Here is a 23,434-nt window from a genome sequence, read left to right on the forward strand (position 1 = left end):
TTAATACTTGGCAAAAATACCTATCACCAATTACCAATTACCAATTACCGATTTTTACCAAAAGTTAAAGTCCACTTACTGATTCATTAATCTAATACTTGCTAATCTGCACAAGGATTCATGTAATTTATTCCGTATCAGGGCAATGAAATTAAGTTGTTAGTTGAGAAACAATATGCTTCTCTAGAGCAACTGATACTACATAAGGTTGCCATTTTTACTTGGTGAATAATGTCAAAATTGCACTCGAACACGCGGAAAATCCAAATACTACAACTAGCAATCGGGCTGGAGATCAGTTTTTTTGCTGTTGAACTTGGTGTTGGGTTATGGGTCCACAGTTTATCTCTGTTAGCGGATGCAGGACATCTACTTTCAGATGTAGCAGCATTGGGAGTGACTCTGATAGCAAGCTGGATGGCGCAAAGCGCTAAACGTCATGCCAAGTACGGAAATGGTCGTATTGAATTATTCGCTGCACTACTAAATAGTCTTAGCTTAATTATTTTGGCAAGTTGGGTAGCAACAGAGGCAATTGCCAGGATGCAATCTCCTACATCAGATATTCTTAGCCTACCGATGTTGCTAACAGCAGTAGTCGGGCTAGGAATTAATGGTTGTAATGCTTTTTGGCTACACGAGTGCAGTCATTGTGACCTGAACTTCAAAGCAGCCTTCTTGCACGTACTTTCAGATCTATTTAGTTCATTTGGTGTCATTTTAGCAGCGATCGCTATTTCCTGGCTTGGTTGGATGTGGGCTGATAGTGCAATTAGTCTTTTGGTATCAGGACTTGTTGCGATTTCGGCTACTGCGTTACTGCTACAAAGCATCTGGATGCTATTTGGCACCTCCCCTACTACAAATGCTTGCGACTGTGAAAAACGCGACATGGAAAAACTGTTATTTCCATCATTAGAGGAGATTTTGCGATGAGCAGTTCATGCTCAATTCAGTTTGTGTGGAAGCGATGGAAAGTAGTTAGTGTTTTTGCGATCATAGCGATGACTTGGCTAGCTACCATACTACCTGTCCAAGCGCAAGGAGCAGATGAAGAACTAGTACGCATCTGGCCTACAAATAATACAACTATACTGGTTGGGCAACGCTTTGATTTGCGTGTAGAAAGCTTAATTCCTGGGCAGTCAGCACCGACATTAGAATCGATCACAATCAACGGCAATAACTTTACCGGAACCTTTAGGCAGCGCATCAACGAACAGTTACAACTACCTGGCGGTACTATCGAAGTAGGACAACCACCTGAAGACTCCAACCTTTTTGGTCAAACACTCCGCAACTGGAGTTTACCTAAGCCAGGAAGTTACGAAATTGTAGCGACTCTGAACATCGACGGACGCCAAGTTTCCGCCCGTAATACTTACCGCGTTCAACCATTTCAACAACGAGGTCAACTCAACAAAGTGATCTTTTTCGTTGGCGATGGAATGGGAACACCGTTACGCACAGGGGCGCGGATTATGAAATACGGTGTTAGAGATGGTCAACCAGGTGGCTATCTTGAGATGGAGCAAATGCCTGTATCAGGATTAGTATCTACCCACTCGCTCAATAGTATTGTTCCAGATTCAGCAAATACTGCTGCTGCTTGGGTTTCTGGGGCAAAAACGATCAACAACGCACTCAATGCGTTTCCTGACAATACACCTGAAAATCCTCTCGACAATCCCCGAATTGAAACTTTACCTCAGTATATGAAGCGGAGATACAACTGGGGTATCGGGATGGTAACGACAGCCTTTACAACTGATGCGACACCTTCATCCTTTGCAGCCAATCAAGTCCAGCGCGCTCAATTTGAAGCGATCGCACAACAATATTTTGACTTTTTTCAGGATGGTTGGTATGTACCAGAAACAGGATATCGTAGCTTAAAAGAATTATCTCAACCTGTTGATGTTCTTTTAGGTCCAGGAGCACGTCATTATATCCCAGACGAGAACAGTGCAGCTCAGTTTAGAGATACAGTATTTCGCCGCGACAATCAAGATCTCGTAGCAGTTGCCCGACAGCAGGGCTACAGTATTGTCACCGACTTAAACAGCATGAATCAAGCTCCTAACAATCGCCCAATCTTTGGTTTATTTTTAGGAGATTTTCGTGAAGGCGCGGCTTTAGGTCCACAAAATATTCCTTCAGTACTGGATCTATTGATTGCGCGTGGTAGAGCAACAATTGACGGTAGAGGCGCTCGTCAATTAACTCCTCCTGTTCCCTCAGAATTTGCCACAATTCCCACATTAGAAGAGATGACTAGAAAGGCGATCGCTGTTCTTGAAGCAGAATCGCCTCAAGGTTGGATGCTGCAAGTTGAGTCTTCGCAATCTGATAAACTCGCTCACCCCCTCGATCCTGATCGGACACTTTACGAAGTTCTCACTTTGGATAAATCTGTGGGAGCGGTACGCCAATTTGTTGCCCAAAATCCTAATGCACTCATTCTTGTCACGGCGGATCACGCTCAAGGTCAGACTGTAGGTGGTACCGTTGACTCACAAGCAATCCGCGAAGGTAGAATTGATTTGAATGATGCCATGCAGTCATTTGAAGACGCAGGTTTCCCGACTTATCAAGACATAGATGGCGACGGCTATCCTAATGAGGCAAATCCTAGCACTAAGTTAGCGATAGGTATTTCAGCACGACCTACATTTCGGACTAACTTCTTAACCGACGACTTGAATTTACCTCCCTCTGGGGATGATGGTACTGAGCCTAATCCTGAGCGCGATCCCAATGGCTTACTGTTGACTAATGACTTAGAACGCGGTACGACTGTTGCAAATCATACGGCAGACGATGTTCCGATCGCTGCTCAAGGACCTGGAGCCGGATTATTTACTGGTGTCATGGATAACATTGAAGTTTTCCAACGCATGGCTGCTGTGATTTCTGGCGTGAGAAATCGTCAAGACTTAGCTACTGGTAGACCATTTACCGCTACGGAGACTGAATCATGACACTGAGTAAACCAAACGCAACTATGTTCAAATTCAAAAAACTACTGCGTTCCAAACGACTACGGTTAGTGACGGGTGTCATCCTTGCTGTAACAGTATTTGCATTACTAACACTACAACCTAGCCTAGCGTTTCGGGCGCGTCCTCAGGGAGATAGTTTGCTATATGGTAAATTAGCTGATACTCGCCGCATACACGATGGACATGGCGTAGTAGCAAATGCCAAAGTCACAATTAATTCCATCCCACCACAAACAACTCGTACCGACAATCAAGGTCAATTTTGGTTTAAAGGATTGCGAGATGTTCATTACGTCCTTAAGATAGAATTACCTTACGATCGCAGCAACGTCTACTCATTATCTACTAATGTGCATGGTCAAACAGGCGATTTTTTTGATATTAGTAATGATGAGAGGCATAATTTGCACGAAATGGACTACTAACACCAATTCATTTTAAGGTTGGCACAAGTAGACAGAAAAAGAATTAGTATCTAGTAGCTGGGGAAGAATTAAACCCCCAGCTTTTTAATTAAGTTCCTGGTAAAGAGCGCAAATGCTCATTAAGGTGAGTACGATCAGCTAAAGCATGAAGCAGTGGACCATGCGTTCCAAACTCTACAATACTAACAGAACCCACAGGGCATCCTAAGCGATAACGAAAGCGCCCAACATCGATTCCAAGCAGACTACATAACATGATGCGAATCGTTGCTTTATGCGAGACGATTAGTATATTGCCACTTTTGTACGAATTTTTAATTTCTTCAATGACTTGCATGGCGCGAGAGGCGATCGCTACGGCTAATTCACCACCAGTCGGAGGATACCACGCCGGATCTGCTGACCAGCGAATATAATCGTCGTGATAATCGCGAGCTACCGCATCGACTGACAAGCCTTCCCATTTACCAAAGTTGATTTCTTTTAAACCATCGCGTAGTTGTAAGTCTATTCCTAGTGCTTCACATAAAGGTTTTGCAGTTGCGATCGTGCGTTGCATGGGGCTAGAAACAACAGCCTCCCAGGAACTATGACGGTAAGCCGCAGCAAAAGCTTGCGCCATCTCCAGTCCTTCTGGTGTCAAACTTGGATCAATAGCACCACAAAAAGCATTGTTTCGGCTGCACTCCGTTTGTCCGTGGCGCAAAAAATAAAGCGAAATAGCCACAATCACCTCTTTTGAGCTGCTGTTGATTGAATCCTAAAGCCAATTCCTTATGAGTACTAAGATGACTTCAAAACTTAAGTCTCATTGAGCTAGGAAACTTTGAGCATTGCTCTACTAAGGTTATAAGAAAACTTGATAATTTACTGTTTAATACTTAACCAATTTTCCTTTAAACATCATTGGTTAAATTTATTACAGTAAGATTACTATCTTAATCAATCTACCTGTATAATAACATACCTCAAGAATGTCAATATTGCATTTATGCTGTTATCAAGTTATTCTTACATCTTAATAAAGATTGTATAAAAAATTTAATGAATAACACAGCATTATTGAAGCGGAGATTTACCAGCAAACTAGTTTGGATAATATATTTGCAATTTGAGAACCTTTCAGTACGCATGCAACTACCCTAGTGGCTCTGAATGAAAGCTAAGGCTTTTAAAGAAGCGATTGTTTTCAGGAACTAAAAACTTTTGGTTCCATCGTAATTGCATGAGATTTTATGCCAAAAACTCTTTTGAAGAAGTGGTGTTCAGAGGAAAATCAGATATGAAATTTCAAATTCGTTTTCAATTATACTTAGTGTTCATTACAACAATCGCAGGTGTAGTACCTAATGTGGTTATGGCTGCGCCTGGCTTTGTTTCTAAAGTCAATGACACTCTTACTACCAATAGCAACAATACTTACTGGACTCCACAGCGGCTGCAGAATGCTAAACCATTAAATTTACCTAAACCTACCAATCAGTTAACAACACAGACAGTTCCATTAGCAGGAACTCCAGTAAGTGCAAGCGGTCAAGCACCAACAATTAATATTGCACCTGATTTACAAAACAAGTTATTTCAACCACGTCAGACAAATTCTATAGCCAATGAGCAACTAGTACAACCTAACAATGCTGGTTCAGCAAGAGCTTACTTTACAAGTTCTCGACTTGTTCCTTTATCAGCAGATCTTGTCTATCCTTATAGAGCAGTAGGAAAACTCTTTTTTACAATACCTGGTCAAGGTGACTTTGTTTGCTCTGGTGCAGTTATCAAACCTAGAATTGTTTTAACCGCAGGTCACTGCGTTCACGGTGGTAGTGGCGGTCAAAATGGCTTCTTTACTAATTTCTTATTTGTTCCTGCATATCGAGATGGTGCTGCGCCCTATAAGTCTTGGAGTTGGAGTTATGTACTAACTCCAGATGTTTGGGCTAAAGGTAATGGCGTTGTTCCCAACGCAGCTGACTACGCGGTAATTGAAATCAACGATTTATCCTTTAAAGGAGTCTACCGCAAAATTGGTCAAGTGACTGGCTCTCTTGGTTTTAAGACTTTTAGTCTTTTTCCTAACCACGCAACTTTACTTGGTTATCCAGGCAATCTTGATAATGGCAATAAAATGCACCAAGTTAATGCTCAAAGTTTCCGCACCCGAACTCCCAATTCGGTAGAATATGGTTCTGATATGCGAGGAGGTTCAAGTGGTGGACCTTGGATACAAAATTTTGGAGTAGCATCTGTAGGGCAAAACGGAGGACAGAATCCTAGTTTAAATCAAATTATTGGAATTACTTCTTACGGCCCTGCCTCAACTGCTCTTCTATTTCAAGGTAGTTCTGTTCCCGATTCTCGCTTCGTAAATATGTTAAATACAATCTGCAATAGAAGACCTGGAAACTGTTAGCGGTATAAGTATGGACAAAACAAATAAGATGCCTACCTCACATTTCATATTAATTTAGTTAATTTGCATAACTATACTGTAATTGTAGTACTTGACTAGTTATTAATACTCGCGAAGAATAATTGTTACTTGTTAAAAAGATTTTTAATAAGCCTAATCTTTATAGAAAAATGTATGTTTAAAGTAATAGGAGTGGTTATAGCTTTTCTGCTATTTCCTCAAGTAACCTTAGCTCAAGATCTTTTATGCTATATAGAATGGCGTGGAGAAATTATTGATTTATCTAGTAGTATTTGTAATAAAACTAGAATCATAAATAACATTTTACCTAATCGTAATAAATCAAAACCTCAGATAATTTCATTAGAAAATATCCGATTTTCTGATGTCACAATTACACCCACTCCTGATGAAAATATTTTAGAGATCAAAGGAAATCTCACGAACGAGTCTAACTTAGCTGGAGTGTTACCAGTAATTCAATTGAATGTGTTTGACCGGCGTAATAATCAAGTTGTTGCTAGTACATCTGTATCTATAGAAGCAGGTGATGGGATAGATCCAGGAGAACAAATGTCATTTACACAAATGGTGCATACAAGCACTTTTAACCATCATGCAACTCTAACCAATCTCAAAGTCAAAGTTATTAGCTCTAATTAAATGAACTGCAAGACAATAAATATTGTTATCAAATTTCACTTACCACTTTAGATAAGCAGCTTCAGTGCCTTGCTCTCGTCGAATTTTTCCATCTTGCTCAAACCAAGCAACGATTTGCTGTGGTGTTAAATCTTCTATAGCAACATTATAATCTTGGGCAATATGCTTCAAGAGCTTCCAAGAAGAAATCGTGAGCCGAGTCAAAAACTTCTCAGGAGACGATAGCAGCGCTGCATCTACTTTGGCTGATTCTTCTAATGTCAGAAATTGAGTTGAAGGTTGCTGTTGAGCGTCCATTAAAAAGGTTGGAGATTAGTGATTTTTTTGTCTTGCTTGGACTAAATATCCACAACGATGTTCGCCGTTAATAATCCAGTGCGTACGTTCTACTGTACAGTCGGGTAAAATTGCAGCAAACATTTCTAATTCATGAGTGCAAACGCTAGGAAAAGACTCAGCAACATTAGAAATCGCGCAGTTATGTTCTGTCAGGATAAAGCGATCGCCTACACTCCTGAATTCATCTACAGGATACCACTCTGCCATGAATCCTTCTGCTTTTCTTAACTCGACTAACTTAGCTACGCGTTCTTTGAGGGAACCATTACCAACGCGATCGCGATACTCGATTGCCTTACGCTCCCATTGTTTGCGTAAAATGGAACTCATCTTTTCGCGCCCGACAGTTTCTGCCAGAGTATCTAATAAAGAAACAGCAAACTCACCATAACTATCCAAATCAGTTGAATCGCGTCGCAAGCGATCGCGCCCTTGAGGGCTTATCTGGTACATATGCTGCGGACGTCCCATCCCTGCTTGTACTGCTGCGTAGTGTATGAGATCTTCTACTTCAAGATCTTTAAGATGACGGCGAATTGCTTGTGGACTGACTTCTAGCTGCGTAGCAAGTTCCTGGGCTGTTGCCTGACCCTGTTTAAGTAGATAATGCAGGATATCCTGCTTGGTGGAGGACTGCTGCTGCGTAATCGCCATCTTTTTACCAAAATTTTTAGGTGAAAAATTTACTTTGACAACATAGCTGTTGTTAATGTAGCGTAAAATGGAGATAGATTAAACAACATACTCGTTGTTTTAGTTGATTCAATTGTAACAGCAGTTGCATCAAAAACGTCAAAAACTAAACTAATACCCGTCTTCCAGCCTTAAAGAGATCCTATTACAGAACACTAAGAGAACACTACCCATGAGTGCCACTGTCAAAACCTTAGTCAATCAGCCCTACAAATACGGATTTGTCACCGACATTGAGGCAGATACGATTCCACGTGGACTGAGCGAAGATGTGATTCGGCTAATCTCTGCTAAGAAAGAAGAGCCAGAGTTCATGCTAGAGTTTCGCCTCAAAGCTTTCCGTCAGTGGCAAAAAATGACAGAACCTGCCTGGTCTAATGTCGAGTATCCTCCGATTAATTACCAGGATATCATTTATTACTCTGCACCGAAGAAGAAGCCCAAGCTCAACAGTATAGAAGAAGTCGATCCTACGCTTCTAGAAACTTTTGAAAAACTAGGAATTCCTCTCTCAGAGCAAAAACGACTTTCTAACGTAGCAGTGGATGCTATTTTTGATAGCGTTTCCGTGGCGACAACATTTAAAGAAAAGCTTGCTGAAGAAGGCGTCATCTTCTGTTCCATTTCCGAAGCCTTACGAGAATATCCAGAGTTAGTGCAAAAGTACTTAGGTAGCGTTGTTCCCATTGCAGACAACTACTTTGCTGCGTTAAACAGTGCTGTATTCAGCGATGGTTCCTTTGTCTATGTTCCCAAGAACACTAAATGTCCGATGGAACTGTCTACTTACTTCCGCATTAACAGTGGTGACACTGGACAGTTTGAACGGACGCTGATCGTTGCTGAGGAAGGGAGCTATGTTTCCTACCTTGAAGGTTGTACAGCACCGATGTACGACACAAATCAACTCCATGCGGCTGTCGTAGAGTTGGTTGCGCTAGACAATGCAGAAATCAAATACTCTACAGTGCAAAACTGGTATGCTGGAGATGAAAATGGCAAAGGTGGAATTTACAACTTCGTAACTAAGCGCGGTTTGTGTCAAGGTGTGAACTCTAAAATTTCCTGGACACAAGTAGAAACAGGTTCAGCAATTACTTGGAAGTATCCCAGTTGCGTCCTCGCAGGCGATAACTCAGTTGGTGAATTTTACTCAGTTGCATTAACGAACAATATGCAGCAAGCCGATACTGGAACTAAAATGGTACACGTTGGGAAAAATACTCGTAGTACTATTGTTTCCAAAGGAATCTCCGCTGGACGCTCCTCGAATAGCTATCGCGGCTTAGTCAAAGTCAGTCCCAATGCCAAAGGTGCAAGAAATTATTCACAGTGCGATTCAATGCTGATCGGGGATAATGCTCATGCCAACACCTTCCCCTACATTCAAGTACAGAACAACACTGCCAAAGTAGAACATGAAGCGTCAACTTCTAAGATTGGTGAAGAACAGCTATTTTACTTTTCACAGCGTGGTATATCTGCAGAAGATGCTGTTTCTATGATGATTAGTGGCTTCTGTAAAGATGTCTTCAATCAGTTACCAATGGAGTTTGCAGTAGAAGCAGATCGACTACTGAGCTTGAAACTAGAAGGCAGTGTAGGCTAACTGTGGGCTAAGTATTCTCCCTGTACCGTCCTGCTAAATGAACGACACAAAGACAAAAAGATGATTGTAGAAAACAGTGGAATTGTGCTGTCAGTGCGGGATTTGACAGCCGAAGTAGAAGGAACGCCGATTCTCAAAGGTGTTAACTTAGAAATTAAAGCCGGTGAAATTCATGCCATCATGGGACCAAATGGTTCTGGTAAAAGCACATTTTCAAAGGTTTTAGCAGGACACCCAGCTTATAAAGTTACTGGCGGTGAGGTGATTTATCAAGGTAACAACTTACTAGAAATGGAACCAGAAGAACGCGCCCAAAGTGGTGTGTTTATGGCATTTCAGTATCCACTAGAAATTCCTGGTGTCACCAACTTAGACTTTCTCCGAGTAGCTTACAACTCGCGACGCAAAGCACAGGGGTTAGAAGAATTAGACGCTTTTGATTTTGATGAAGTAGTCCAAGAGAAGCTGGAAGTCGTTAAAATGAATCCTACTTTTCTTAACCGTAGTGTTAATGAAGGCTTTTCTGGTGGTGAGAAAAAGCGCAATGAGATTCTGCAAATGGCGCTACTCGAACCAAAGCTGGCAATTTTAGATGAGACAGATTCAGGATTAGATATTGACGCGCTCAAAATTGTTGCTAGTGGAGTCAATCAGCTAGCAACTCCAGACAATGCCATTCTTTTAATTACCCACTATCAGCGTCTACTTAACTACATCGTGCCAGACTTTGTTCATGTTATGGCAGATGGTCGTGTCATCACGAGTGGTGGTAAAGAATTAGCACTAGAGTTAGAATCGCGTGGCTATGACTGGGTGCTAGAAGAAAATGTATCTGAGGTAGGAGCAAGATGAGTATTCAAACTCCTGACCTAAACCAAGTTGGGGTAGTATCTTCAGTTGACGCTGGGTTGAGTCTATATCAAACACAAGCGATCGCTGTTCAAGAACCAGAATTAGTATCTTTATTACAAGCAATTCGCGATCGCGCATCTGTAACTGTACAGCAATCCCAATTGCCAACGACTCGCGATGAAGAGTGGCGATTTACCGATTTATCTGCTTTAAAGTCAGTTAATTTTCAAGCCGCACCGTCATCAACACTGAATTTAATGGCGCTTGAACCTCTGTTGCTACCAGAAGCACGCAGTCGGTCAGTATTTGTTAATGGTGTTTATGCACCTGAGTTGTCAGCAGTTACACTACCTGATGGAGTAATCGCGAGTAACCTTGATGAGCTACCACCAGCGTATCGTTCTCAAATAGAAAAACACTTAGCACAACTTCCAGGCGCACAAGAAGTCTTTACGGCGCTGAATACAGCAGCGATCGCAGATGTTGCCGTTGTCTGGATACCAAAGAATATTATTGTCGAAACACCAATTCATCTATTATTTATTTCAACTGCAAGTCACACTCCCATCGTTTCGCAACCGCGTTGTCTTGTCGTAGCAGAATCGAATAGTAGCGTCACGCTAATTGAAGATTACTTCAATCAAATGACGAACTTAGCAGCAGAAGAAACCGAAGCCGAAGTCGGCGAACCAATCTACTTCACCAACGCTGTTACAGAAATTTGGCTAGCAGAAAACGCTCAAGTTAACCATACCAGAATCGAACGCGATAGCCCAGAAGCTTTTCATATTGGTAAAACTGCGATCGCCCAAGCCAGAGATAGTCGCTACACTTGCACTGCAATTACTTTAGGTGCAAAGCTATCACGCCACAATCTAGAAATCTACCAAACCGGCGAACAAACCCAAACAATTCTCAACGGTTTAACCAAGATCTCCGGAAATCAACTCGCCGACACGCACAGTACTCTCGCACTCAATCATCCCTACGGTACAAGTCACCAACAACATAAATGTATCGTCGGCGATCGCGCCCACGCAGTCTTCAACGGCAAAATCTTTGTACCCAAACCCGCACAACAAACCGACGCCGCCCAACTTAACCGCAATTTATTACTCTCACCCAAAGCCAGAGTAGACACCAAACCCCAACTAGAAATCACAGCCGATAACGTCAAATGCGCCCACGGCGCAACCGTCAGCCAACTCGACGACGACGAAGTCTTCTACCTCCAAAGCCGAGGACTCAACGCCACCGACGCCCGCAGCCTCCTTGTCAACGCCTTCGCCGCCGAAATCATCAACCAAATCCCCATCCCCTCCCTGCAACAAACCCTACTAAAAACCATCAATCTCTAATTAATAACCTCTGCGCCTAGTAAGGTTCGTTTCCCCCCTCCCTCTAACCATGACACTCACCCGAGAAAAAACCCTAGCCGATCGCATCCGCAGTGACTTCCCCATTCTCCACCAAGAAGTCAACGGTAAGCCCTTAGTCTATCTAGACAACGCCGCAACATCCCAAAAACCCCTACTCGTCCTCAACACACTCCGCGATTACTACGAGCAGTATAATTCCAACGTACATCGTGGCGTTCATACCCTCAGTGCTAAAGCTACCGATGCTTACGAAGCTGCAAGAGATAAAGTTGCAGCCTTCATCAACGCCGCCTCACGTCAAGAAATTGTCTTCACCCGCAACGCCTCCGAAGCAATTAACTTAGTCGCCTACAGTTGGGGAAGCAGCTTACAGACAGGAGATGAAATTATTCTCTCTGTCATGGAACACCATAGCAACTTAATTCCCTGGCAATTATTAGCACAACGCACTGGTGCAGTTCTGAAGTTTGTTGAATTAACAGTAGAACAAGAATTCGATTTAGAACACTTTAAAACACTCATTACCGACAAAACAAAACTTGTCGCCACAGTTCATGTTTCTAATACTTTAGGTTGTATTAGCCCAGTTAAAGAAATTGTAGCAATCGCTCACGAACATGGTGCAAAAGTATTAATTGATGCTTGCCAAAGTGTCCCACACATGCCTATAGATGTGCAGCAAATTGACTGCGATTGGTTAGTGGCTTCTGGACACAAAATGTGCGCTCCTACTGGTATCGGTTTTCTTTACGGTAAATTAGATCTACTTCGTTCAATGCCACCCTTTTTAGGTGGTGGTGAAATGATTGCGGATGTGTTTTTAGACCATGCTACCTACGCAGATTTACCACATAAATTTGAAGCCGGAACCCCTGCAATTGCAGAAGCGATCGCCCTTGGTGCAGCAGTAGACTATCTGAGTGCCATTGGTATAGATAATATTTATGCTTATGAAGCGGAATTAACAGCTTACTTGTGGGAACAACTCGGACAAATCCCTGAAATTCAAACTTATGGTCCTCAACCTAAAGTAGCAGGTTTAGGCAGAGCCGCACTAGCAGCATTTACTGTGGGTGATGTTCATCCTCACGATCTATCGACAATTTTAGATCAAGCAGGTGTTGCAATTCGCGCCGGACATCATTGTACTCAACCGTTACACCGCCATCTTGGCATTCAATCTACAGCACGAGCTAGTTTATCTTTTTATAATACTCGGCAAGAAATTGATGTCTTTATTGCTGCTTTGAAAGAAGCTATAGAATTTTTTGGTAGTATTTTCAGTTAAGTGATATCGGGTGAGCGTAACTTACCCGAATTATAGCTATTCTAGTTTTGTTGCCTAGTGACTTCTTTAAGCTCTGGAACAATATATATAGCAAGTGACAAAGAAATAGTAGATAAAGAAGAACATATATCTGTAAATTGAGTATCTGGTAGAATTTTGTGAATGAGATCTGCTGGTAATATAATGTAGTCTAAAAATAAATAAATAGCGATTCTTGTCCAGCCAGAAAGTCCTAATTGTTTCAGTAAAACAAATGGCGATCGCACTTGCTCAAATGAGTATCTTTTTGAAAAAATAGATTTAATTTTATTTACAAATTGCTCTAAATAAGTGAAATATAAGTTTAGCATTTATCGAAAGATTAGTAATAAGTATATATAGCTTAATATTTGCCTTACATACTATCCTATTTAGACAAACAGAGAAATCGCAAAACCACTGATATTAATACAATACATTACATAAGTGGTTCTACAGAATCAGAAATACGTCATATGCTAATTCATTATTCAAAGTAGATAGAGACTGGTATAACCACTCAAACTTTTGTCAAACGAACTTTAATTTACATGAGAATCAGTATTATTTTCAGCCGGATAATGATCGTTGTATTTTTCTTGGTTGTAATAGTAAAGCGTACGAATTGGGTAAGGAATATTAATTTCAGCCCGATCGCACGCTCGTTTTAGTTCAACGATAACGCGGGTTCTTGTTTGACGTACCTGAATTTTCTGCGGCGCACTCCAGTAACGTACTACTAGCTCAATCGCACTATCACCAAAAGCAACAGCATCAACTTCAGGTGATGGACTTGGTAAAACACCTTTAACCTGTTTGACAGTTTCTAGAAATAAATCAATTGCACTTGTTAAATCAGTATTATAATCTACACCCACCTCCAAATCAGTCCGGCGATGTGGCATTGCAGTCAGTACTTGCACGGAACTTGTAAATACAATGGCATTGGGAATTAAAACGCGTTCTCCTTGATATGTTCTAATTTGAGTAGAGCGAATAGTAATATCTTCTACTGTTCCTTCTGAACCATTAACAATAATCTGATCTCCTAAACGAAAAGGCTCATTTAAAAGTAGCAAGACTCCTGCCAGAAAATTTTTGAAGATGTCTTGAAACGCAAAACCAAACGCTACTGAACCTAAACCAAGTAAGCCAATAATATCTCCCAAACGCAAATCAGGAAACGCTAGTACACAGGCAAAGAGAATACCAGCTACCCAAGTGGCTACATGAGTAATCTGCACGAGAAGCGATCGCAGCGATTGACTTTTTACTACCCGCTTAGTTGTGACATAAGTCATTCTCCGAGTCACATTAGCTGCGTAACGTGTTAAAAATAGAATGATGATTGCTGCTACAAATGCTGGCAGTGATTCAATAGCACTACCCAACAACTGCAATAAACTTGATTGTACTTCCTGGATCAGAGCATTCATAAACTAAATTTTAGCTAGCACTTAGGTCAACTTAATACTTAATTCCTCAAGCATTTTATCGCTTTGGGGAGTTATCAATGATGATTAAAGTTAACTCAAAATGCTTAAAGCTCAAAATAAGTTCCAATTCGTAGATGGGGCTATCATATATGCAAAGTTGGCACAGGTCACAATCTTAAAGCAGCCACAAGTGCAAAAGTGTTCTTGCTATCTTAGGAAAGTATGCACACAAGCTGAAGAATGTACGCGACAAAATCAAAACCATCTTGGGCAAATGCGATCGCGCAACCTGCAAAGGAATTTTCTCATACCAAGTTACCCATCTTATCCGGTGAAATCCCCGCTAATCTAAGTGGTACGCTGTATCGCAATGGTCCAGCCCGACTTGAACGTGGAAAGATGCGTATGGGACACTGGTTTGATGGCGATGGTGCAATCTTAGCAGTAAATTTTGCTGATACCGCAGCGACAGCTTTATATCGTTATGTCCAAACACAAGGTTATCAAGAAGAAGCCGCAGCAGGGCAACTGCTTTATGGTAACTATGGTATGGCAGCACCAGGACCATTTTGGAATCAGTGGTTCAAACCCATTAAAAACGCGGCAAATACCTCGGTGTTAGCACTTCCTGACAAACTGTTAGCACTTTGGGAAGGTGGTAATCCTCATGCGCTTGATTTAGAAAGTTTGGCAACACGGGGCTGTGACAACTTAGGAGGGTTGCAAGATAATTCACCTTATTCTGCTCATCCCAAAATTGATGCTCAAACCAAAGAAATTTTCAACTTTGGCATTACCCCTGGCTTAAATGCAACGCTACATCTCTACAAAAGCGATGCGACTGGCAAAATCTTGAAAAAAGCGACATATACTCTTAACGGTGTTCCGCTAGTACATGACTTTGTTTTAGCAGGAGAGTATTTAGTATTTTTTATACCTCCTGTACGACTCAATCCTTTACCAATTCTCATCGGCTTAAATAATTTTAGTGATTCGTTAGAATGGCAACCGCAACTTGGTACAGAATTTTTAGTGTTTGATCGAGATTTAGCACTAGTTTGTCAGGGTGAAACTGAAGCTTGGTATCAATGGCATTTCGCCAATGGTTATGTAGACGATCGCGGCAATATTATCGTCGATGTCATCCGCTATGAAGACTTTCAAACTAATCAATATCTCAAAGAAGTCGCCACGGGTGAAACCCACACAGTTGCTAAAAGCGCACTTTGGCAAATATGTCTCGATCCGCGATTGGGGAAAGTGACAGCTATAGAAAATATCCTAGATCGCCATTGTGAATTTCCTGTCATTCCGCCATACTTGATGGGCAAACAAGCACAGCAGATTTATCTTTCTATACATCGCCCAGGAATTGATCCGCGCCAAGAGATGTTTGGGGCGATCGCGCGTTTTGACTATCGAACTCAAGCATTAGCGATCGCTGATTGTGGTGAAAACCGCTACCCTACTGAACCAATTTATGTTCCCAATCCTGAAAATCCTGATCGCGGTTGGATTGTAACTGTTGTTTATGATGGTAATACTAATAGCAGTGAAGTTTGGATCTTTGGCGATCGCCTTACAGAAGCACCAATTTGTCGATTAGGATTGCCTAATGTTGTTCCAATGGGGTTTCACGGTACATGGAAACCTGCATCAAATTGATCCAAATAGCTGGGTGACTAAAGTCGCAGCTAATCCACGGAGGTGGACTAGGTAAAGTCAACAGGACTGACGACAGCAGCAATCTAAGCTGAACAGATGAAGTTCACTTAAGGAAGCTCACCAAACTTGTTACGAAGAAGCAGCTGGTAACTGTTCTGGTTGCAAAGTTAATTCTTGAGGCAAACCATTACGATTGACAGTAATTTGGAGTGTTTTACCTAAATTGGTTGCTTCTACAGAGTCTTGTACTTGGTCGGCATTTTGAATTTCTACTTGATTGATTTGAGTGATAATGTCACCTGGACGTAGACCAGCACGGGCTGCTGGAGAGTTGGGAGCAACGTCAACGCTTAAAACTCCTTGTTCTTGCTCAATTTTAAAACCAAGATTACTCTGATTAATTTCTTGCTGAATTTCTGGTGTCAGTTCAATTAATCGCACGCCAATGTATGGGTGTTCAACTCGACCAGTTGTAATTAACTGATTTGCTATTCTTTGGGCAGTGTTAATCGGAATAGCAAAGCCTAATCCTTGCGCTCCACCAATAATAGCAGTGTTCACTCCTACGACTTCGCCTTGAGCATTAAGCAAAGGTCCGCCAGAATTACCAGGATTGATTGCTGTATCGGTTTGCAGAAAATCAAGTCGTTTATCGTTGACACCGATATCTGAACCACTTCGTCCTGTAGCGCTAATAATTCCTTGAGTCACAGTATTATTTAAACCAAGAGGATTACCAATCGCAATCGCCCATTGCCCGACGACAATATTGTCAGAATTAGCTAGCTCAACTACAGGTAAGTTTGTTCCCTCGACATCAATAACTGCTACATCTGTGATAGGATCTGCACCGACAACTTTTCCAGCAAAACGCCGCCCATCTCTTAGCACAACTGATACTTCATCAGCATCTTCCACCACATGAGCGTTAGTGAGAATGCGACCATCTGGGCTAATAATAAATCCTGAACCAATACCTTGTTGAACTCGCTGTTCTGGGGGAAACAGTTCTTCACCAAAAAATCGTTCAATTAGCGGGTTACTAGCAGCAGGTACTTCAACTGTACGGGTAGCATCGATTCTGACAACTGCTGAGCCTACTTCTTGAACAACCTCGGCAACAAAGTTACCATTGTTCGGCTGAGCTACTTGTGAAGTAGGTGAAGGTTGGATTTGAGCATTTCTATTTTCTAGAGATTCGCATCCAGCGCTACCAATTACGAGCATTCCTAAATATAAAATGGGTTGTTTGAGAATTTGCTTAATTGTCTCCTTGTGCAAGTTGTTCAACTCCATAACTGTAAAACATACTAGTTCTAAAAACTGAGACAGAATTGAATTTATAACATTAGATCGTAATAGTGGAAAACTGGTGGAGATTAGCTAGGCTATGGCACTTATCACTAGCATCCAATACTTTGACTATATGTGTAGTAATACCAATTTTTTAAATGCTTGCCACAAATTAATCCCTGCGTCAGTCATCTATAGCGATCTTAAAGTGAATTGGTATAAGGCACGATCGCTTATTTATGTTGTTTAAGGTAGAGTGGACATTCAGTGCGCCCTCTCATTATTAGGTATTAGCAATTTTGAGGTAGATATGAGTTAGATCAAAAAAATAATTATTGATTCCATTTAGCAACTATCCAGAAAGATTCTGAGAGCAAGTAATTCTTTACTACTGGTTGAATTCAGAAGTAGTCTTAAATAAAATTTTTGTTGAATATTGCTATTGCAAATTGATGCAGTATCTAAAATTATATCCTATCTTAGGGACATTTCATAACTTCTTTAAGGAAAATATAAAAATTAGTGACGTATGTGTTGAAATACAAATAATTATTATTTTCGTTTCGGCATAGAGTAATTTTACTTTGCTTTGCTATAAGTTGTTTTTTATTTTCAAATTAAATCTTTACGCTATTAAGCTTAGGTATTATAGGAGATATATAAGATTACAACTAATATTTTATTTAATTTAAAGCTGCTTCTACTTGCTCAGCAAGTTTCAGAGGATTAAATGGTTTATTGAGTATACCCTTAACCCCCAAATCTATAAAACTTTGCCTCAAAAAGCGCCCTTTAGCTGTTAGTAAAATAACAGGAATAGTATTAGTGATTGTACTAGATTGAAGTTTTTTTAACGTAGTTAGCCCATCCTCGTCTGCCATCATAATATCTAAGAGAATTGCATCGGGTTGACGATCTTGGGCTAAGTGTAAGCCTTCACGACCTGAATGAGCAATTAGAACCTGCCATCCGCCCATAATTTCTAGGCAAGTTTGGATCAATTGTAAAATATCATCTTCATCATCAATAACTAAGATTCTCTTCTTTGTCATTGCGTTTTACCTTCTGCTCTAATTTATTAACTTAACAAGCGATCGCGCTTGTTGTTTTTCATATAGTCTTAATTCTTCCTCATCGTCTGTGTTTGTAAATCGAGAAGCCTGATAAATAAGTGCGCCAACTGCAAAAAGCGCAAATAGAAAGGCGATCGCCATCACGATACGAATTATAACGTTGCTAGGGCGAGGGTTTTGCATAAAATTTGATGGTTTTATTAGGGCAATTATGCCAGGACTGTTATTAAGTTGTTAGATTTAAAGTCATATAAACAGCATGCGGTTAATGCTGTCAAACTTGAGAAAAACCTAAGTATTGAGACTATTACGGTTCTTAAGATAAGGCGAAAAAGTGGAAAAATCGGGCAAAAAACGATGAAAGATAAACTTGTTACATCAACACAGAAAAGTAAGCCCAAGCTGTAGAATATGCTGAGAACGATGCGCCTTCACTTTAAGGGCTACAGCGTTGCTATGATTGCCGTAGCGATCGCTTTTCTGTTAACAAAACTTGTGTGGCGGCTAACCCAGCCTCATATTTACCCGTTGTTTCTCGCAGCGGTGATGGTGAGTTCTTGGTATGGTGGCATGAGGTCAGGTTTACTTGCCACTACTTTGTCTGCTGTACTATGCGATTATTTCTTTGTCCCCCCACTTTATACGCTACTACCTACCCAACAAGGAATAAGCGGGGTAATCCAATTTGGACTCGTAGCAGGACTTATTACCACTCTTAACACAAGACTGCGCTCAACTCAAAAACTAGCTCAACGCAATTATGAGCATCTACGTCAAAGCCAAGAAAGGCTGCGCCACAGCGAAGAACGCTATCGCATTTTAGTAGAAGGAGTGAGAGACTATGCAATCTTTATGCTCGACTCAAACGGCATTTTTGCGACTTGGAACGTCGGTTCAGAAAGGATATTAGGCTATCAGGAAGCAGAAATTATTGGGCAGCCTTTTGAACGGATTTTTACGCCAGAGGCAATACAGCAAGGCTTACCAGAACAAGTTTTGCAAAGAGCGATCGCCGCAGGTTTTTCGCGAGAAAATCGCTGGCACATTCGTAAGGATGGTACGCATTTTTGGACTCATTGTATTGTGACCGCGTTACGCGATGACAATGGAAATCTGCGGGGCTTTGCCAAAATTATGCAAGATATTACTCAGCGCAAACTCGCCGAGGAAGAACGCGAACAGTTATTGCTGCGCGAACAAGCCGCCCGCGCGGAAGCAGAAGCCGCCAACCGTGCTAAAGACGATTTTTTGGCAATCGTTTCACACGAACTGCGTACCCCAATGACGGCAATTATTGGTTGGGCAGGAATGTTGCAAACAGGGATGCTAGATAAAAATCGAGCGGCTTTAGCAATGGAGACAATTGAACGCCACGCTAACTTGCAAATGCAACTGATTGAAGATCTACTTGATATTTCCCGCATTGTCAGAGGAGATCTTGCACTCAATTTCGATAGAGTTGATTTGGTAACAGTCATTACCGCAGCCATCGAAGTTGTGCAACCAGCTGCTAATGAGAAAGCAATTGATTTAATGTTTATGCAAGAGTCAGAAGAAACCAGCGATCACTCACCCCTTGTTTGGGGTGACTCAGAACGCTTACAACAAGTCGTGTGGAACTTACTTTCTAATGCGATTAAGTTTACACCCCAAGGAGGAAAGGTAACAGTCAGATTGTCAGTAAAAATAAATGGAGAAACTGACCATTCCCTACTCCCTATTTCCTACTCCCCAAATTATGTTCAAATTCAAGTCAGCGACACAGGCATAGGTATTGATCGCGACTTTCTCCCCTATGTTTTTGATCGCTTTCGTCAGGCAGATAGCACGAGCGCCAGAACGAATAAAGGGTTGGGTTTAGGTTTAGCGATCGCGCGTCACCTAATCGAATTACACGGCGGCACTATTCAAGCAAATAGCCCAGGTATCGGACAAGGCGCAACGTTCGCGATTAACTTACCTTATCACACTATCCCACCAGAAAATTTTACCGTTACCAATTCAGAGCGAGCGCACTCTTATGTAGTTAGGGAGAATACCAAAACATTCAATAATCCGCCAAGGCTTAATGGCTTACGCGTACTAATTGCAGATGATGAACCTGATGCGCGGCAGTGGATTAGTGTCGTCCTTGATGAGGCTGGTGCAGAAGTGATTGCTGTTGCTTCCGTCGCTGAGGCACTTACGGCACTCGCGCAAAGACCAGATGTGTTAGTTAGTGATATTGGGATGCCAGGGGAAGACGGCTACACGCTAATGCGTAAAATTAGAGAATTGGGACCAGAAATGGGGGGAACAATTCCCGCCGTAGCCTTGACAGGATACGCTAGAGAAGAAGATTATACCAAGGCTTTAGCAGCAGGCTTTCAACTTCATGTTGCTAAACCAATCAGGGCAGCTGAGTTAATTGCTGTTGTTGCTAGCCTGGCGAGGACGGCTGGGAAGTTCTAAATGAGAGCGTTTTGTTACTAGTTTATGCTTCTGAGCATCGGCTAACACACATATAGAGATCGAGAAGGCATTGCTTTTGATAGATGTTTGCCCCAGTTAAAAATCTTTCAGTTAAATTAAAAAGCTTTTGTTCCTAGAGATAATTCTTCTAGAAGTAGACAGTTGCTATGAAAATTCTTGTAGTTGAAGACGATAGTTCAATCGCTCAATCTATTGCAGCAACACTTGCACAACAGCAGCATTGTCTTGTTGATGTTGCCACTGACGGTCAAGAAGGTTGGGAACTAGCAGTCGCATTCAACTACGATTTGATTCTGCTTGATGTAATGTTGCCCAAGCTAGACGGCGTAAGTTTGTGTCGGCAACTCAGGCAAAAAGGTGAGCAAATACCAATTCTCATGCTAACAGCAAAAGATACTAGCACTGATAAAGTCATAGGTTTGGATGCTGGTGCAGATGATTATGTTGTCAAACCGTTTGATTTTCCAGAATTGTTTGCTCGCGTCCGCGCTTTGTTACGTCGGGGATGTTCTACGCTACCTCCAGTGTTGCAATGGGGTGAGTTGCGCCTCGATCCAAGTAGCTGTGAAGTGACGTACAAAGAGCAAGTTTTGCATTTAACTCCAAAAGAGTATGCGGTATTAGCGTTGTTTCTCCGCGACACTCGGCGGACATTTAGTCGGGGTGCGATCGTCGATCGCCTGTGGAATTTAGAAGATCCGCCGCAAGAAGATACGATCAAGTCTTACATCAAAAGCTTGCGTCAAAAACTTAAGACCGCAGGTGCACCTAGTGATTTTATCGAAACCGTTTACGGTTTAGGCTATCGCCTGAACCCACTATGGCAAGATTCGCATCCAGAACCAACAGTGTCCGATTTGAACGAGATGCAAAAAGAAATTTTGTCAGCAGTAACTAAGTTCAGGGAAGTTTTTACCGCAGGAATGAGCGATCGCCTCGCAGTGATCAAGCAAGCAGTGGAAGCTTTATGTTCTGATACGCTGAGTCTTCAACTGCGATCGCAGGCTGTTCTAGAGGCGCATAAACTTGCAGGTGCTTTAGGTAGTTTTGGTTTCGCTCAAGCTTCACAACTGGCTCAGGAAATTGAGTTTTTGTTAGAAGCTAAAGATATTAATAACTTCACTCACTGTCTGCGGCTATGTCAACTTCTAGAAGCATTAGAAGAGGAAACAAAACAAAACCCAGATAAGTTAATTATGAGTAAACTATCTATCAGTCAACGAAATTCTAAAGATATTTAAGCACGATAAATATAACTCTTCTTTTGTTAAGATATATACCCTTAAAGATAGATGACAATAAATAATTATTAACTGTGGTTTTTGCTTTAAAAGCTAATATGTTTGTGCTGGTAAGGAAGCCGCAAGGCAAGCCTTTGACAAAAGCCTCCACTAGTTTTCCACTATTAAAGTTTAATTTCAGCACATAGCTAGTTTGTTCAGCAACTGATGCTCTAAAAACTGAGTTGTACATCTTTAGAGCTTGGTTTTGCATTAATCAAAGTCTGAATAAACAAAGCTTAGCTAAAACATAATAAAAGCGAACACTGGATGGATAGTTTATTTCAGCGATCGTCTTCTTTAAGTGCTATTTTACTGATTTTTGGAGTATTAGTTGGTGCTGTAAGTCTCAACACAGCTTCTGAACCTGCTTTTGCACAATCTTCTGGAACTCCAACTCCGTCACCTGTTCAAGGCACAGCTACTAACTTTTCTGATGTTGCGGCTAACTATTGGGCGCAACCATTTATCCAAGCGCTAGCTGCTAGAAATATCATTGCTGGCTTTCCTGATGGCACTTTCAAACCAGAACAACCAGTACAACGGGCTGAGTTTGCAGCAATGATTCAGAAAGCTTTTAATCAAAACCGCGTGCGCCAGTTAGAAGGCTCTGGATTTACCGATGTCCCAACCGACTATTGGGCGACAGCTGCGATTGAGGAAGCATACGAAACAGGGTTTATGGGAGGCTTCCCTGGAGGAGAATTTCAACCAGCACAAGATATTACCAAGTTGCAGGCGATCGTTGCTTTAGCAAATGGTTTGAATTTGACTGCTGATAGTTCTCTGCAAAATGCGATCGCGACTTCTTATTTAGATACTGAAGCAGTTCCTGCTTATGCCATAGATGAAGTCGCAGCAGCAACTCAAGCTAACCTTATTGTCAACTATCCCAATGTCAGACAACTAAATCCACAACAATCACTCACAAGAGCAGAAGCCGCAGCCCATATATATCAAGCTCTAGTACGGTTAGGACAAGTGCAACCTTTAGCTAGCAATGTGGCAGCCACTCAGTATATTGTAGGTCGTACTGCTGCGAGTGGTCAAACTCCTGCAATTACCCCAACGCCTAGTCCGACAACTTCTAACAACTTGGTTGCAGTAGCAGCATCAAATCAATTTTCTACACTAACTTCTTTATTAAATGCTACAGGGTTAGCAGAAAGCTTGAGCGTACGAGGACCATTTACGGTTTTTGCTCCTACAGACGCAGCCTTTGCAGCGTTACCTGAAGGAACTTTGGAAAAGTTGCAACAACAGGAAAATAGCAAAGTTTTGATCCAAATTTTGCTGTATCACATTGTTCCTGGGCAATTTACCGCCAGCGAACTCTCAGCAGGGGACTTAAAAACGCTTGCAGATGGATCTGTAAACATTCAAATTGATCCGGCTCAAAACCAAATTGCTGTCAATGACGCTAAAGTTATTCAACCAAATATTCAAGCCAGCAATGGAATTATCCATGCAGTGAATGAAGTTCTACTACCACCTAACCTCAATCTAAGTCAGTTGCAGTAGTTCTAATAGCAATCTC

The 23,434-nt window shown here is 41.6% G+C and carries 21 protein-coding genes; 13 read left to right on the forward strand and 8 right to left on the reverse strand.

Annotated features, from left to right (window positions below; translation table 11 throughout):
* The first annotated feature begins 231 nt into the window (after positions 1–231).
* Genes CSQ79_RS19805 through CSQ79_RS19815 form a run of 3 tightly spaced genes read left to right on the forward strand, consistent with a single transcriptional unit; the run spans position 232 to position 3,427 of the window.
* Positions 232–936: a cation diffusion facilitator family transporter gene (locus tag CSQ79_RS19805; protein ID WP_099702881.1), complete on the forward strand. Its 705-nt coding sequence runs from the start codon at positions 232–234 to the stop codon at positions 934–936.
* Positions 933–2,981: an alkaline phosphatase gene (locus tag CSQ79_RS19810; protein WP_099702882.1), complete on the forward strand. Its 2,049-nt coding sequence runs from the start codon at positions 933–935 to the stop codon at positions 2,979–2,981. Before CSQ79_RS19805 ends, CSQ79_RS19810 begins: the two co-directional genes overlap by 4 nt.
* Entirely contained in the window at positions 2,978–3,427 is a 450-nt protein-coding gene (locus tag CSQ79_RS19815) for a carboxypeptidase-like regulatory domain-containing protein (RefSeq protein WP_289501341.1), read from the forward strand. Before CSQ79_RS19810 ends, CSQ79_RS19815 begins: the two co-directional genes overlap by 4 nt.
* An 88-nt stretch (positions 3,428–3,515) precedes the next feature.
* Here CSQ79_RS19815 and CSQ79_RS19820 read toward each other — a convergent pair whose 3' ends face one another.
* Positions 3,516–4,154, reverse strand: a complete 639-nt coding sequence (locus CSQ79_RS19820) for a histidine phosphatase family protein (protein WP_099702929.1) — start codon at positions 4,152–4,154, stop codon at positions 3,516–3,518.
* 555 nt (positions 4,155–4,709) lie between these two features.
* On the opposite strand from CSQ79_RS19820, the gene CSQ79_RS19825 reads away from it, so the two are divergent.
* Together CSQ79_RS19825 and CSQ79_RS19830 are read left to right on the forward strand one after the other, a co-directional pair.
* The gene (locus tag CSQ79_RS19825) at positions 4,710–5,837 is read left to right on the forward strand and encodes a trypsin-like serine peptidase (protein WP_289501342.1); all 1,128 of its coding nucleotides are present in this window, start codon (positions 4,710–4,712) and stop codon (positions 5,835–5,837) included.
* 174 nt (positions 5,838–6,011) lie between these two features.
* Positions 6,012–6,500 (forward strand): hypothetical protein, encoded by a 489-nt coding sequence (locus tag CSQ79_RS19830; RefSeq protein ID WP_099702883.1) that lies wholly within the window; start codon positions 6,012–6,014, stop codon positions 6,498–6,500.
* Positions 6,501–6,539: 39 nt separating this feature from the next.
* Here the strand turns inward: CSQ79_RS19830 and CSQ79_RS19835 are convergent, their stop codons facing one another.
* Both CSQ79_RS19835 and sufR read right to left on the reverse strand, forming a co-directional pair.
* Positions 6,540–6,797, reverse strand: coding sequence for an NDH complex assembly factor CRR9 (locus CSQ79_RS19835; protein ID WP_099702884.1), 258 nt, complete (start codon positions 6,795–6,797; stop codon positions 6,540–6,542).
* A gap of 15 nt (positions 6,798–6,812) precedes the next feature.
* On the reverse strand, positions 6,813–7,493 hold the full coding sequence (sufR, locus tag CSQ79_RS19840; RefSeq protein ID WP_099702885.1) for an iron-sulfur cluster biosynthesis transcriptional regulator SufR: 681 nt from the start codon (positions 7,491–7,493) through the stop codon (positions 6,813–6,815).
* A gap of 211 nt (positions 7,494–7,704) precedes the next feature.
* On the opposite strand from sufR, the gene sufB reads away from it, so the two are divergent.
* The 4 genes from sufB to CSQ79_RS19860 are packed head-to-tail and all read left to right on the forward strand — an operon-like array spanning position 7,705 to position 12,660.
* Positions 7,705–9,141 (forward strand): Fe-S cluster assembly protein SufB, encoded by a 1,437-nt coding sequence (gene sufB, locus CSQ79_RS19845; protein ID WP_099702886.1) that lies wholly within the window; start codon positions 7,705–7,707, stop codon positions 9,139–9,141.
* Between the two features lie 60 nt (positions 9,142–9,201).
* The gene (sufC, locus tag CSQ79_RS19850; protein WP_099702887.1) at positions 9,202–9,993 is read left to right on the forward strand and encodes a Fe-S cluster assembly ATPase SufC; all 792 of its coding nucleotides are present in this window, start codon (positions 9,202–9,204) and stop codon (positions 9,991–9,993) included.
* Complete coding sequence (gene sufD / locus CSQ79_RS19855) at positions 9,990–11,351, forward strand: Fe-S cluster assembly protein SufD (protein ID WP_099702888.1); 1,362 nt, start codon at positions 9,990–9,992, stop codon at positions 11,349–11,351. Before sufC ends, sufD begins: the two co-directional genes overlap by 4 nt.
* A 49-nt stretch (positions 11,352–11,400) precedes the next feature.
* A complete protein-coding gene (locus CSQ79_RS19860) occupies positions 11,401–12,660 on the forward strand; it encodes a SufS family cysteine desulfurase (protein WP_099702889.1) in 1,260 nt (419 codons plus the stop codon).
* Between the two features lie 41 nt (positions 12,661–12,701).
* Here the strand turns inward: CSQ79_RS19860 and CSQ79_RS19865 are convergent, their stop codons facing one another.
* Together CSQ79_RS19865 and CSQ79_RS19870 are read right to left on the reverse strand one after the other, a co-directional pair.
* The gene (locus tag CSQ79_RS19865; RefSeq protein WP_099702890.1) at positions 12,702–13,010 is read right to left on the reverse strand and encodes a hypothetical protein; all 309 of its coding nucleotides are present in this window, start codon (positions 13,008–13,010) and stop codon (positions 12,702–12,704) included.
* 210 nt (positions 13,011–13,220) lie between these two features.
* Positions 13,221–14,114 (reverse strand): mechanosensitive ion channel family protein, encoded by an 894-nt coding sequence (locus CSQ79_RS19870; protein ID WP_099702891.1) that lies wholly within the window; start codon positions 14,112–14,114, stop codon positions 13,221–13,223.
* 240 nt (positions 14,115–14,354) lie between these two features.
* Here CSQ79_RS19870 and CSQ79_RS19875 point away from each other — a divergent pair, with 240 nt between their 5' ends.
* Entirely contained in the window at positions 14,355–15,779 is a 1,425-nt protein-coding gene (locus CSQ79_RS19875) for a carotenoid oxygenase family protein (protein ID WP_099702892.1), read from the forward strand.
* A gap of 129 nt (positions 15,780–15,908) precedes the next feature.
* Here CSQ79_RS19875 and CSQ79_RS19880 read toward each other — a convergent pair whose 3' ends face one another.
* The 3 genes from CSQ79_RS19880 to CSQ79_RS27120 form a co-directional block, all read right to left on the reverse strand.
* Entirely contained in the window at positions 15,909–17,075 is a 1,167-nt protein-coding gene (locus CSQ79_RS19880; RefSeq protein ID WP_099702893.1) for an HhoA/HhoB/HtrA family serine endopeptidase, read from the reverse strand.
* Between the two features lie 680 nt (positions 17,076–17,755).
* Entirely contained in the window at positions 17,756–18,124 is a 369-nt protein-coding gene (locus tag CSQ79_RS19885) for a response regulator (RefSeq protein ID WP_099702894.1), read from the reverse strand.
* 18 nt (positions 18,125–18,142) lie between these two features.
* Positions 18,143–18,328 (reverse strand): hypothetical protein, encoded by a 186-nt coding sequence (locus CSQ79_RS27120; protein ID WP_143755476.1) that lies wholly within the window; start codon positions 18,326–18,328, stop codon positions 18,143–18,145.
* Positions 18,329–18,556: 228 nt separating this feature from the next.
* Here CSQ79_RS27120 and CSQ79_RS19890 point away from each other — a divergent pair, with 228 nt between their 5' ends.
* The 3 genes from CSQ79_RS19890 to CSQ79_RS19905 all read left to right on the forward strand — a co-directional run bounded on the left by CSQ79_RS19890 (position 18,557) and on the right by CSQ79_RS19905 (position 23,418).
* On the forward strand, positions 18,557–20,596 hold the full coding sequence (locus CSQ79_RS19890) for an ATP-binding response regulator (RefSeq protein WP_099702895.1): 2,040 nt from the start codon (positions 18,557–18,559) through the stop codon (positions 20,594–20,596).
* Positions 20,597–20,763: 167 nt separating this feature from the next.
* Positions 20,764–21,858 carry a response regulator gene (locus CSQ79_RS19895; protein WP_099702896.1) on the forward strand — a complete coding sequence of 365 codons (1,095 nt, stop codon included), beginning with the start codon at positions 20,764–20,766 and terminating at the stop codon, positions 21,856–21,858.
* A gap of 309 nt (positions 21,859–22,167) precedes the next feature.
* Entirely contained in the window at positions 22,168–23,418 is a 1,251-nt protein-coding gene (locus CSQ79_RS19905) for a fasciclin domain-containing protein (protein WP_099702898.1), read from the forward strand.
* Positions 23,419–23,434 lie beyond the last annotated feature (16 nt).

Origin of the sequence: Gloeocapsopsis sp. IPPAS B-1203 (genome assembly GCF_002749975.1) — a bacterium.
Lineage (GTDB): Bacteria > Cyanobacteriota > Cyanobacteriia > Cyanobacteriales > Chroococcidiopsidaceae > Gloeocapsopsis.